Raw genomic sequence first — 11,718 nt, 5'->3', positions numbered from 1 at the left:
AACCCCACCACCAACACACCCAAACAACCTAAGCTTTTGAAATGAGACCGCTATATGTGGAGACGGGCTTTTCCGGTTCGATCACGCACTCTTCGAATCGGGTGCGAGCTTCGAGAGGGCGAATTTCGCAGCAGCATCTTTTGTCCGGTCCCGTTTCGGTGTTGTTAGTTTCCGGCACATGAGGTGTGATCGTACAAACTTCTGGCTCGCATTAATAGTTGGCCCTGCTACATTTCAGCAGGCGATGTTTGGTGACGGGTTGTTCGATCATGCCGCCTTTGGCGCACAGTCTTCATTTGCCGGTGCTGAGTTTTCCCGACTCGCAAGCTTCAAACACGTGAAGGTGCAGGATGAGTCGTTACTGGATGGGGTGGTTTTTCGCGACGAGTACGAGGTCGCGCTTCTTCTAGTCCTCATTGACGAAAACCACATGTGACACGCTAGACTGTCTATTTGTGACTGAACAGAATCCCGCGCACTCCCACGCAAAGCACAATCCGGTCTTGGTTGTTGACTTCGGCGCTCAATACGCGCAGCTTATTGCTCGTCGCGTCCGCGAGGCCAAGATGTACTCCGAGGTAATCCCGCACACCGCCACGGTGGAAGAGATCAAGGCGAAGAACCCAGCCGCTTTGGTGCTCTCCGGTGGCCCTAGCTCGGTGTATGAAACCGGTGCCCCAGCGCTCGATCCAGCGGTGTTGGAATTAGACATCCCGGTTTTTGGCATTTGCTACGGATTCCAGGCCATGACCCACGCGCTGGGCGGCACTGTGGAAAACACTGGTAATCGGGAATATGGCCGCACTGAACTTGAGGTTGACGGTGGTGTGCTGCACGCAGGTTTGGCGGATACCCATAAGGTGTGGATGAGTCATGGCGATGCGGTTTCCAAAGCCCCGGAGGGTTTCGTGGCAACCGCCCACTCGGCTGGTGCGCCGGTTGCGGCGTTTGAGTGCGTCGAAAAGCGGATGGCTGGTGTTCAGTACCATCCTGAGGTGTTGCACTCCCCGCACGGCCAGGAGGTACTGGTTCGCTTCCTCACCGAGATTGCTGGGTTGGAACAGAACTGGACGCCTGCGAATATCGCCGAGGAGCTTATCGACGCCGTCCGCGAGCAGGTGGGCGAGGAAGGCCGTGCCATTTGCGGCCTGTCCGGTGGTGTGGATTCTGCTGTGGCCGCAGCCCTCGTGCAGCGCGCCATTGGTGACCGTTTGACTTGTGTGTTCGTAGATCATGGTTTGTTGCGCGCCGGGGAGCGGGAGCAGGTTCAGACGGATTTTGTGGCTGCCACGGGTGCGAAACTGGTGACTGCCGATGAACGCGAGGCGTTCCTGTCCAAGCTGAAGGGTGTTACCGACCCGGAGGCGAAGCGTAAGGCTATCGGTGCGGAGTTCATTCGTTCCTTCGAGCGTGCCGTCTCTGAGGTTTTGGCGGATTCCCCTGAAGGTTCCACCGTGGACTTCCTCGTGCAGGGCACCCTGTACCCTGACGTGGTGGAGTCCGGTGGCGGTACTGGTACCGCGAATATTAAGAGCCACCACAACGTGGGTGGTTTGCCGGAGGACTTGGAGTTCAAGCTGGTTGAGCCGCTGCGCCTGCTGTTTAAGGACGAGGTTCGTGCGGTCGGCCGCGAGTTGGGTCTGCCAGAGGAGATCGTGAACCGCCAGCCATTCCCAGGTCCTGGTTTGGGTATCCGCATCATCGGTGAGGTTACTGAGGATCGTCTTGAGACCCTGCGCGCGGCAGATCTGATCGCACGCACCGAGCTGACCGCTGCTGGTCTTGATTCCGAGATTTGGCAGTGCCCGGTCGTTTTGCTTGCCGACGTTCGATCCGTCGGCGTTCAGGGCGATGGTCGCACCTATGGGCATCCGATTGTACTGCGTCCGGTTTCCTCCGAGGACGCCATGACCGCCGACTGGACTCGCCTGCCCTATGAGGTTTTGGAGAAGATCTCCACCCGGATTACCAATGAAGTTCCCGGCGTGAACCGAGTGGTGTTGGACTGCACCTCCAAGCCACCAGGAACCATCGAGTGGGAATAACAGCTAAATAGTTAAAAGCCGCCAACTACTGGCGGCTTTTTTACATTTGTCAGCTATCCGGAACACGGCACTATGAACCGGGGCTGTCTTGGTTGATGGCATTGTGGTCAGCACAGTGCGTACCGGAGGTGTTTTTAGTGGCGTAGACGGTTAGGTTTCTATGCTCTTTTCCCTAAACCAGATTCCACATACCCACCGCACGCTGGCTGTTAGTTCGGTGCCCTTTCCCAACTCGACTTATTCGTCTCCCACGCTGCGAAACCACTCGCTGTTTCATGAAAGAGTCGAGTTGCTTTAGATGCCCGCGCTAGTTGCTCGCCCAAGGTTAGGTTCTAGGGGCATCATCAGCTGCGATATGCCTTGGGGCAACTGAGAATTTCTCACCCTAATCCACATTCTCCGGCGTGGCTGGCTTAGTGCCCTTTCCCAACTCGACTTATTCGTCTCCCACGCCGCGAAATCACTCGCTGTTTCATGAAAAAGTCGAGTTGCTTTCAGACGGCTGCGCCGCCTGCCTGATTTCTGGCGGGTTTATGATCCTCACCCCACGAATGCGCCGTAGTTCAGGAAGCTATCGGGGGTAATCCTGGTTATTGCTACTTATGGTGTTTATGGCCTGCGTGGGGCGTCGAAAAGCAAAAAACGGTAACCCGGAGTAAAGTTATCGCCCATGAAGATCGACCAGTATTGGGGCACCTATTTCGGCGAATCCGCCGACAGTGCCACATTCGTGCGCTACCTCGACACCAAGCCGGAGGTAGTATCCGCCACGGAAATTTTCACCGATCTTGGGCTGGATCTTCTTAAAGGGAACTTCACCGAATCTGGCTGCCACGCCACAATCGGGGCGGAAGAATTCTCCTTCGACTCGGCGTTTCGGGTCATTCTTGATCTGAGTGTGCTGCTGATTGAATCGAAAAGCGTGGGGCGGTTTAATCTTGCGCGGATCGGCGGCGCCAGATCCCGAATGATGCGGATCGATTCCGCGCCCAAGGAAAACGTGCAGATTACCCAAGCGCTAAAGTATTTCTCGCTTATGCCGGAAGAATACGCCGTGGCCGAGGACTTCGACGAGGATCAACTATATGAGCTTGGGAATCTGTGTGAGGAAATCCGTAACCAACTGGATTAACCAACCAGTGGGAATTTAATCCTGGAACTGAACCTCCACATCACCAACATCGGACTGCACATCAATGTGGAGCGTTGGCCCACTAGCACTTTCATTCACTATGCCAGCGGGGCATTCTGTCGATCCCACATCCGCATCGCACGTGACGGAAACCGGTACGGACTTAGGCAAAATCACCGTGGCATCACCCACATCGGTGCGCACCTTGACGGTCTTCTCGGCACTCAGCGAGCTCAGGCGCGAGAGATCAAGGTTGAGATTGCCAACATCTGACGAATACTCGGACAATAATCCCTGTTCAGATGTAACGGCGATCTTTTTATCGCCCACTGAGGAGGAAATCGAATCGGGCAGCTCGTCGAAGATGGCGCTGAGAATGGAAGCAGCAATGCACGCGATGATGACGCCACCGCCGATGGTGAGCCACTTACGGCGCGCGGAATTCTTTTTCGGTGACTGCAACGTTTCGTCGACTTGGCCAGGTTCCGGCAGATACCACAATTCCGGGGCAGCCCCCAGCGGATCCCACGCGGGCGGTTTCTGCTGGTTATAGGGGGCAGGGAATCCCGGTACGGCGCTGTAGCCAGACAAATCTACCTGGGGAGCTTGGGCCTGCGGGGCCTGTGCCTGGTTGGCTTGGGGCTGCGGCATTGGGTTCGCAGTCGGGCCCGGAGTCGGAGGTAGGGTCCCTGGTGGTTGGCTTCCCGGAGGTTGCGCACTGGGGTCGGGGACGGGAGCAGGGAGCGGATTGGTCATGGTTGTTCCTGGATCAGTGGTAGTTGGAGGTGGGAAAGCGATTAGTCCAGCTGGTGGAACAGGCTGGCGTTGATGTAATGCCCACCAGCTGACTGCACCGAGGGCTAAGGCGAACATTGTGGTGGAACTGAAAATGGAGGCGCTGTTCCAACTAAAAATACCAGAGAAGAACAGCAAGGTGATGACCAATATCCAACCGGTGGTTTGCTCACTGGAATAGGTGCCATTGCGGTTATTGCTCAGAACTTCAATCGGTGCTTTGGGCACCGAGTATTTAGGCATGAGCAACCAACACAAGAGGTAGAGTGTCAGGCCGCTGCTGGTGAAGAACAGTGCGATAAACGCTATTCGGATTAGGGTGGGGTCGATTTGGTAACGCACCCCAATGCCTTCGCACACTCCAGCGGCGTAGGCGCGGCCACCTTGTTCCTTCGGAATCCGGACTGGCCGGGTGGCCCACATGGATTTGGTATCAATGGTGGTGTTCATAATCTCATTGTGCAGCGTTTTATCTGATTGCGGTATCGGGATCTACCCTGATTTTCGGAATTCAGGGATAACCCTGATGCTGTGGGCACTCGTCCCGTGGCAGGATAGCAGCTATGAGTTATAGCCAAACCCCAATGCCAGTGGTTGCGTACCCCGTCTATCGGCGTCGTGCCGACGGCGCGGTGGTGGCTGGGGTTGCCAGCGGTTTAGCCGTACACCTGGGGGTGGATGTAACCAAGGTGCGCGGCGTATTGGCTCTGCTTTCATTGCTAGGTGGCTTGGGAATCGTCTTATACGTCGGGATTTGGGTGGGCACGAAATCCGTTAACCTCAAGCAGCCAGTAACCGGGAAGTTGAATACGGCGGCGGTCCGGGTGCTGGCGATAGCTGCCGCGCTGGGCGGAATTGCCACCAGCTCATTGACAATCGGGGTGTCCTGGCAGGTAAGCGTGCCGTTTATCGTCATGGCGGTCGGCGCAGTATTGGCCTGGTTGGCCTACGACCACCACGAGTCGAAACGCGCAACAATCACGGTAGTTTTCGGTGCGCTTATCGTCCTGTCCGGTGTGCTGCTCGCGGCTTTCCAATGGGAAAACCAACAACAATTCGGAACTGCGGTGGCGTCAGTGTTGATGACGCTCATTGGGGTCAGCGTGTTGGCAATCCCATTCGGCCTACGGATGTGGGAGAAGTTTAATACCGCACGGGAAGAAAAACTCCTCGCCGATGAACGCGCCGAAGTAGCCGCAAAACTACACGATTCGGTGCTGCAAACCTTGGCGCTGATCCAAAAACGCGCAGACGATGCGGAAGAAGTCGCCCGCCTGGCCCGCAGTCAAGAACGCCAACTGCGGCGCTGGCTATTTGAACCAGTACCCGAAGCCGATGCCACCGTCTACGCCGCTATTAATCGGGCGTGCGCCGAGGTGGAAGATACATTCGGGCTACGGATATCGCCAGTTTTTGTTGGCGAAGATCATCCCATCACCGAATCGCTTCAATCGGCGATTCTGGCGGGGCGCGAAGCAATGGTCAATGCCGCAAAACACGCGGGCGTGGACACTGTGGATGTCTATGCCGAAACTTTTGATGGCCTACGGCTGTATGTGCGGGATCGGGGAGTGGGCTTCGACCCAGAAAATATTTCTCCCGATCGGCACGGGGTGACAGAATCGATCATCGGCCGGGTGGAACGCGCTGGCGGAAAGGTGACAATCACAAGTTCTACCCGCGATGCAGCCGCGTCCGATGAACCAGTGGGGGGATGCCGGGTTGGGACGGAGGTGGAGATTAGCATGCCATTCAGGGAAGAATGAAAGGCATGAAAGTATTCCTTGTCGATGACCACTCGGTGTTTCGTTCTGGTGTCCGTGCCGAAATCGGGCAATCCGAACATGTAGAGATCGTCGGTGAGGCCGGAATGGTCACCGACGCAATCGCAGGAATCACAGACACACAACCAGATGTCGTGCTGCTAGACGTTCACATGCCGGATGGGGGCGGGGTGGCGGTCATCGCCGGGGTGCACGAATCACCAACTGTCGCGCACACAAAATTCCTCGCCCTATCAGTTTCCGATGCCGCCGAGGACGTGATTTCTGTTATTCGCGCCGGGGCGCGGGGATACGTGACAAAAACGATCTCCGGCCCGGAGCTTGTCGACGCGATACGCCGCGTCGCCGAGGGGGATGCGGTTTTCTCACCACGGTTGGCGGGCTTTGTATTGGATGCCTTCGTCCGGCCCGACGATGCGGCGGGCGCGGGTGTGGTGGACGCCCCGGAAAGCGATGCAGCGGTCGAGGCCGGGGATCAGGTTGATGATCCAGTGGTGGACGCCCTCACCCGCCGGGAGCTAGAGGTGCTGCGCCTATTGGCGCGTGGCTACACCTATAAAGAAATCGGGGCGGAGCTATTCATTTCCATTAAAACCGTGGAAACCCACGCCTCTAATATTCTGCGCAAGACTCAGCAATCTAACCGGCACGCCCTCACCCGCTGGGCGCACTTACACGATTTGGATTAGGCCACGCCGCAAAAACTAAACGTGCTTTTCGACGCCCCTTACCCTCAAGCGGTGGGGGAGTGAGTTTAATCCACAGCTGAAACGCTGGCCCTTTTGTAGAAGCGCTAGATCAGCTCCAGTAACTGCAGAAATGGGCGAGTTTATTGACGATAAGGTGATTATGGATTCGTGGATTAACCCGGGAACTTTTATATTGCTCGCAATAATCCCAGCTCTTATATACTTAATTTATTACGATATTAAAAGAGAGGGGGAGCTGAAGAAAAAACCGTTTTTTAGATGGTATTTCTTTTTTGAGTATATGTTCTTCCTTGCCTGGGGTCAGGTTGCGGTTTTTATTTGTGGAATCATATTTTTCCGTGACTATTGGGCGAAGAATTTACCGATAATTGTTCTAGCTTTTATGGGGGTACTTTGTTTGGGGCTGGTCTGGTGGCTCCGGTCAGGGTTTCTGTTTTCCCTATTGCCGATGCGGGAATTCAAACCATTTCTTCGTGAAATAATGGGTAAAAATCCGTATCCCGATTCCGGTAACCATGTGACAACCGATGCTAAACCAACGCGACTATGTATGGGGTGTAGCGCGTCTCTTATTCCTCTTGTTATTGCGCTGAGAATGCTGGTGATCGCGTGGTGCCGCAATGGCTAAAGCCAGCGGTCACTTTGGCGTGGGTGGTGCCGGGGGTTGGCGCGAATACTGGTGGTGGTATTAACATGAAGGCATGGCGCAAACGAGTGTTCGAAAAAGTGTGGCAGGTGAGTCGGGGCTTGCTGGGTTAAGTCGCGACGAACGCATTGCGACACTGCGGGCGCAACTGGCTGCGGTGCATCCTGCTGGTGATGTGAAAATATCTGCTCAACAGGTAGATGATTGCGATATTATCCCGGTTCCACCCGCACTGGCGGAGGTTCTTCCTGGTGGTGGTTTGCGGCGTCGACAAGCGGTGGAGCTAGGGTTAGCCGCAGGGCTAGCGGTAGAGCTAATCGCACATATAAGTGGTAATGGTGGCATGGTGGCAGTGGTGGGCTGGCCGGAGCTGGGGTATATCGGGGTGCCCGCCGCAGGTGGGGATCTAACCAAGATCGTTGTTATTCCGGATGCCGGTGTGGACGGCCTGGAAGTGGTGGCCGCCCTGGTGGAAGGCGTGGACGCGGTTTTTTATCGCAACCCGGTCGAGGCATATCTGCCTGCCAGCAGAACCCGAAAACTCATGGCGAAACTGCGTACCGGGCGGGCGGCATTGCTCACAGTGGGGGTGCGGTTAGAAACCTCAGCGCCGCTCATCACCGCAGACATAACCGGCTATCGGGGTATCGGGGCCGGGGTGGGACGAATCCAGGCGGTAGACATGCGCATAAGCGCCACCGTCCATGGTAGAAAACGAATGAGCACCATGACGATAGGGCGCAGTCGGGAGTTGAAAGCGGTATAAGCATGCGTGTTTTGGCCTTATGGTTTCCCGATTGGCCGGTGCAAGCAGCACTGGCAGCGCAGTGCGCTGAGGGCGGCGATGCGGTGGTCGTCGTCAAGCACAATACGGTGACAGTCAGCAATGTCAGCGCGCGGAAAGCCGGCATTCGGCGCGGAATGAGCGTGCGCCAAGCCCAGGCGCTGCACCCGAAAATCGTGGTTGTGTCAGCGGACCCCGAACGCGACGCGCGGTATTTTCTTAACGTAGCCGAACAACTAGACCAGGTCGTGGCAACGGCAGAGATTATCCGGCCCGGCTTGGTGCTTATCGACGCCACCGCCGCCGCGCGCTATCACGGCAGCGAAGAAATCGTGGCGCAACACTGCCTCGATGCTTTCGCGCATTGCGGCAATGATTGCAGCGTCGGGATCGCCGACGACATCACCACCGCCATTATCGCCGCCCGGGCGGGGAGTGTTGTTGGCGAAGGACGCGCGGCCACCCGGCGATTCCTAGCGCAGCAACCAACAAAAGTTCTCATGGCGGAACCCGCGCTCGGATGCGAAGCTGAAACCGTCGTGGCCCTCATGCATGTCGGCCTGCATACCCTTGGCGACATCGCCGCGCTTGATACCGCTGCGCTGGCTACCCGGTTCGGTCGCGCCGGGGCGCGGTGCCACGCGATCGCAACTGGGAGGTATTACCGCACGGTATCTAGCCCGCCGCCCGGAGCGGAGCTTGCCGTCACGCTTGTCCCGGAGTTGCCCATTAACCGGGTGGATACGGCTGCCTTCGCCGCGCGCCACCTGGCCGCGCAACTGCATCAGCGGCTGAAAGCCCACGGGCTGGTGTGTCTGCGGCTGAAGGTGCAGGCTGTCATCGGAACCGACGCCGAGCAAGATGCTGAACACGTAGTAGAGCGGGTCTGGCGCACGAAACAAGCGTTAACCGAAGCCGCGACCGCCGATCGGGTGCGGTGGCAATTAGATGGGTGGTTGACCAGTAGAAACCTGGATAACGCAGGGCTTATCGGTGGCGATGATGCCGGGGGTGAGTCTGCAGCTGGAATTATCCAATTGATTCTGGACCCGATTGAATGCGCGGTACCTGAAGAAACACAATTATGGGGCGATAACGTCGACGAAAAAGCCGCCCGGGTGATCGCCCGGGTGCAGTCCCAATTAGGGATTGATAAAGTGCTGCAACCTTATGAAATCGGTGGACGTGGGGTAGTAGATCGCATTGCCTTTGCTACCTATGGCGACTGCCCTGCGGCAGAAACTACAGTAACTCCATGGGTGGGGGCGATACCGCCGCCGTTTCCAGCGGTCATCATTGACCCCGCAGCTGGGGATGCGTCAGCTGCTATCTTTTCTGATGCCAACGTCGAAGTCTACGTGACAGCCGATGTGGTGCTGAGCGCAAAACCCGCCGTGTTTAGCTGGGCGGGAAAGAAATACCAGGTGATTGGGTGGGCAGGCCCGTGGCCGATACTAGGAAAGTGGTGGGATAACCAACGCCCCTATGCGCGAATACAGCTGGTGGCTATGGATAAACGCGACCGCCCACACGCGTGGTTAGTGCGGTGGGCGGGGCGATGGAAGGTGGAAGCTACATATCAATAGCTAGACGAGAGGAAAAACGTAAGCCTGACATTTACCAGGGTTAGCCGTTGTGAATATCAATGACGACCCGGCTGGGGTTTTCCAATACTTGAACCGAATAGGGCTTCGGCGCACCGTTGATCCCAATGACAAACTGGGCGCGGCCCTCAAACGTGCCGAGGGATTGTACTTGGCGCACCACTGGTCCTGTGCCTTCGACTGTAGCGAGCTCTGGGTCTTCCAATCCAACTTCAAACGGAAGGCTCACGCCGTCAATATTGACGTTTAATGCACTGTCGCCTACAAACTCCACCGGAGTTCCGCTGCCGTGTTGGGCAGGTTTTTCGTCGTAATCAACCCACCAGCCTGGGGTGCCGGTGCCGTGTAATTCGATGACAACCCGGTCGTATCCCTCATGAGTTCCCAGTCGAACCGCAGTGGGTACTAATTGTGCAGGTGTTTTCGGGGCTTGGGTTTTCATCGCATCATCCGCAGCGGTGGTCGAGGTGTCAGTGGTTCCAGTAGTGGGGGCATCGCTGTGCGGTGCTGCGCTGGATTGTCCGACCGAAGATTTCATGGTGGTATCAGTGGTGGTTGGGTTAGATCCGCAGGCGGAAAGCCCTAGCGCGCATAGGGCGGTGACCGCAAGCGCTACCCGCTGACGTGAAATTAATGTTTTTTCTCTCATGTATACAACCGTAACTTCTGTAACAGGCTTTGGTGGGGTGCAACCCCGTAAAACCGTCGAATCGTTGCGAAACTGCAATAAGAATCCCACGAAACCTACCGACTGCCTTATAACTGCTTTAAACTAGTGCCCATGAATCCGCACCCTCCCGCTAATGACTGCGGGTACGACCCATTTGCACAGGATATTTGCACTTTCAAACCGCTTAACACCCTCTGCTCCGATATCTGGGTCGAACCATTGGCGGGCACCGCGCGCACGGGCGACATGTTCGTTGTACTAGAGCATCCGCAGCCCTGGAGTCGGGACATCTTAGACGGCGGCACCTTCAATGCCGAAGAAACTACACTGCTCGCTGGCTTGCCTGGGCTTTTTCTTATCCGTAAACCCGGCAGGCAAGGCCACGTTCTTCGACAAGACCGAACGGTATATCTCGTGTTCTGTCGGGAACATGTAGTAGAAGAATTAAGCATTACTACAGTAAGCGACATAGCTGCGATCGACACCACCGGCCCCGGGAAAAACGCCCACCTTGGCGCGCAATCAATGACGCAACCACTGCTCATGATATGTGCCCACGCTAAACGCGACCGATGCTGTGCGATCAAAGGCCGTCCCATCGCCAAAAGCTTGGTGCAGGAATTTCCACACGCACCCATCTGGGAATGCAGCCACACCAAAGGCCACCGGTTTGCCCCATCAATGATGCTCTTTCCATGGGGATATTTCTACGGCCGCCTCAATGTTCAGGCCAGCATTGACATGTATCGCAGCGCCTGCAACGGGCAGATATTCCTCCCCGGTAATCGGGGCCGGTGCGTGTGGGATAGCAAAGGACAAGTGGCTGAACTTGCAGTGTTGTCCTATCTAGCGCAAGCGGGGGAAGCTGTCTGCCCGTCGCAGATTTCGGTTACGGGGGAAACCGTCACGCTTGTCGACGGCCGGGCGTTCCAAGTCGAACTAGAACAAGAAGAAGTCACCGGCTACATTCCCTCCTGCGGCGACGAACCCCATAACGGAACCGTGTGGGTGGCACGATCCGTGGCCACGCTGTAGCTTCATTAGCTTTATCTACGGAATTATCAACGCCAGCGCTTTGTGAAGCTTTTTGCTGGCGCATACTTTAATGCCTCCGGAAGTGGGAACCAGGGGCTTTTGGGGTTTTGGGGCTTGTCGGCTCTTCGGCTCGACTTTTGTGTGTGAAACCGGTGGTGTGGTGTGTCGTGGCGGCAAATGAGTCGAGTTGGTGGTTCCTGGGTTCCTAGGGAGGGACAAGGGTTTCGTGCGGTGCGGTGGGCGAACTCGACTGATTCTGCATGACGGCGGGGTATCCGGTGTGCCTGGGGCGGATTGGTCGAGTTGACGGGTTTCAGCGGGGTGTTCTGAAAACCACGCTGATCGGGGGCTTTGTCTGGACAGGAAGCAGCACTCAAGGACCACGCCCGGGCCACACGCTCGGGGCTTGTGGGTTTGTCGGCTCGACTTTTGTGGGTGAAACCGGTGGTGTGGCCTGTCGTGGTGACGAATGAGTCGAGTTGGCGGTTCCTGGGTTCCTAGGGAGGGACAAGG

At 56.6% G+C, this 11,718-nt stretch carries 11 protein-coding genes; 9 read left to right on the top strand and 2 right to left on the bottom strand.

The window, feature by feature from the left end; genetic code table 11:
• The first annotated feature begins 178 nt into the window (after positions 1 to 178).
• The 3 genes from Q4D85_RS13890 (at position 179) to Q4D85_RS13880 (ending at position 3,177) form a co-directional block, all read left to right on the top strand.
• Positions 179 to 436 carry a hypothetical protein gene (locus Q4D85_RS13890; RefSeq protein WP_303201307.1) on the top strand — a complete coding sequence of 86 codons (258 nt, stop codon included), beginning with the start codon at positions 179 to 181 and terminating at the stop codon, positions 434 to 436.
• A 19-nt stretch (positions 437 to 455) separates the two neighbouring features.
• Positions 456 to 2,045 carry a glutamine-hydrolyzing GMP synthase gene (guaA, locus tag Q4D85_RS13885; RefSeq protein WP_303201305.1) on the top strand — a complete coding sequence of 530 codons (1,590 nt, stop codon included), beginning with the start codon at positions 456 to 458 and terminating at the stop codon, positions 2,043 to 2,045.
• Positions 2,046 to 2,715: 670 nt separating this feature from the next.
• Positions 2,716 to 3,177 carry an imm68 putative immunity domain-containing protein gene (locus tag Q4D85_RS13880; RefSeq protein WP_303201304.1) on the top strand — a complete coding sequence of 154 codons (462 nt, stop codon included), beginning with the start codon at positions 2,716 to 2,718 and terminating at the stop codon, positions 3,175 to 3,177.
• 15 nt (positions 3,178 to 3,192) lie between these two features.
• Here the strand turns inward: Q4D85_RS13880 and Q4D85_RS13875 are convergent, their stop codons facing one another.
• The gene (locus Q4D85_RS13875) at positions 3,193 to 4,422 is read right to left on the bottom strand and encodes a PspC domain-containing protein (protein ID WP_303201303.1); all 1,230 of its coding nucleotides are present in this window, start codon (positions 4,420 to 4,422) and stop codon (positions 3,193 to 3,195) included.
• Between the two features lie 113 nt (positions 4,423 to 4,535).
• Here Q4D85_RS13875 and Q4D85_RS13870 point away from each other — a divergent pair, with 113 nt between their 5' ends.
• The 5 genes from Q4D85_RS13870 to Q4D85_RS13850 all read left to right on the top strand — a co-directional run bounded on the left by Q4D85_RS13870 (position 4,536) and on the right by Q4D85_RS13850 (position 9,482).
• On the top strand, positions 4,536 to 5,738 hold the full coding sequence (locus tag Q4D85_RS13870) for an ATP-binding protein (protein WP_303201302.1): 1,203 nt from the start codon (positions 4,536 to 4,538) through the stop codon (positions 5,736 to 5,738).
• A 5-nt stretch (positions 5,739 to 5,743) separates the two neighbouring features.
• Positions 5,744 to 6,445 (top strand): response regulator transcription factor, encoded by a 702-nt coding sequence (locus Q4D85_RS13865; protein WP_303201301.1) that lies wholly within the window; start codon positions 5,744 to 5,746, stop codon positions 6,443 to 6,445.
• 130 nt (positions 6,446 to 6,575) lie between these two features.
• The gene (locus Q4D85_RS13860; protein ID WP_303201300.1) at positions 6,576 to 7,094 is read left to right on the top strand and encodes a hypothetical protein; all 519 of its coding nucleotides are present in this window, start codon (positions 6,576 to 6,578) and stop codon (positions 7,092 to 7,094) included.
• Between the two features lie 73 nt (positions 7,095 to 7,167).
• The gene (locus tag Q4D85_RS13855; RefSeq protein ID WP_303201299.1) at positions 7,168 to 7,878 is read left to right on the top strand and encodes a hypothetical protein; all 711 of its coding nucleotides are present in this window, start codon (positions 7,168 to 7,170) and stop codon (positions 7,876 to 7,878) included.
• Positions 7,879 to 7,880: 2 nt separating this feature from the next.
• Positions 7,881 to 9,482 (top strand): DNA polymerase Y family protein, encoded by a 1,602-nt coding sequence (locus Q4D85_RS13850; RefSeq protein ID WP_303201297.1) that lies wholly within the window; start codon positions 7,881 to 7,883, stop codon positions 9,480 to 9,482.
• 40 nt (positions 9,483 to 9,522) lie between these two features.
• Here the strand turns inward: Q4D85_RS13850 and Q4D85_RS13845 are convergent, their stop codons facing one another.
• Complete coding sequence (locus Q4D85_RS13845) at positions 9,523 to 10,149, bottom strand: hypothetical protein (protein WP_303201296.1); 627 nt, start codon at positions 10,147 to 10,149, stop codon at positions 9,523 to 9,525.
• Between the two features lie 132 nt (positions 10,150 to 10,281).
• Here Q4D85_RS13845 and Q4D85_RS13840 point away from each other — a divergent pair, with 132 nt between their 5' ends.
• Positions 10,282 to 11,205, top strand: a complete 924-nt coding sequence (locus tag Q4D85_RS13840) for a sucrase ferredoxin (protein ID WP_303201295.1) — start codon at positions 10,282 to 10,284, stop codon at positions 11,203 to 11,205.
• Positions 11,206 to 11,718: the final 513 nt, after the last annotated feature.

Origin of the sequence: Corynebacterium sp., assembly GCF_030532965.1 — a bacterium.
Taxonomy (GTDB): domain Bacteria; phylum Actinomycetota; class Actinomycetes; order Mycobacteriales; family Mycobacteriaceae; genus Corynebacterium.
The sequence above is the reverse complement of the archived record's forward strand: the minus strand, read 5'-3'. Positions and strand labels throughout refer to the sequence as shown.

What these genes read in the sequence shown, in the direction of transcription:
- Q4D85_RS13850 (WP_303201297.1), top strand. Translation starts at nt 7,881, where the DNA reads ATGCGTGTTTTGGCCTTATGGTTTCCCGATTGGCCGGTGCAAGCAGCA.
- Q4D85_RS13870 (WP_303201302.1), top strand. Translation starts at nt 4,536, where the DNA reads ATGAGTTATAGCCAAACCCCAATGCCAGTGGTTGCGTACCCCGTCTAT.
- Q4D85_RS13875 (WP_303201303.1), bottom strand. Translation starts at nt 4,422, where the DNA reads ATGAACACCACCATTGATACCAAATCCATGTGGGCCACCCGGCCAGTC.
- Q4D85_RS13865 (WP_303201301.1), top strand. Translation starts at nt 5,744, where the DNA reads ATGAAAGTATTCCTTGTCGATGACCACTCGGTGTTTCGTTCTGGTGTC.
- Q4D85_RS13855 (WP_303201299.1), top strand. Translation starts at nt 7,168, where the DNA reads ATGGCGCAAACGAGTGTTCGAAAAAGTGTGGCAGGTGAGTCGGGGCTT.
- Q4D85_RS13890 (WP_303201307.1), top strand. Translation starts at nt 179, where the DNA reads ATGAGGTGTGATCGTACAAACTTCTGGCTCGCATTAATAGTTGGCCCT.
- Q4D85_RS13860 (WP_303201300.1), top strand. Translation starts at nt 6,576, where the DNA reads ATGGGCGAGTTTATTGACGATAAGGTGATTATGGATTCGTGGATTAAC.
- Q4D85_RS13840 (WP_303201295.1), top strand. Translation starts at nt 10,282, where the DNA reads ATGAATCCGCACCCTCCCGCTAATGACTGCGGGTACGACCCATTTGCA.
- Q4D85_RS13845 (WP_303201296.1), bottom strand. Translation starts at nt 10,149, where the DNA reads ATGAGAGAAAAAACATTAATTTCACGTCAGCGGGTAGCGCTTGCGGTC.
- Q4D85_RS13880 (WP_303201304.1), top strand. Translation starts at nt 2,716, where the DNA reads ATGAAGATCGACCAGTATTGGGGCACCTATTTCGGCGAATCCGCCGAC.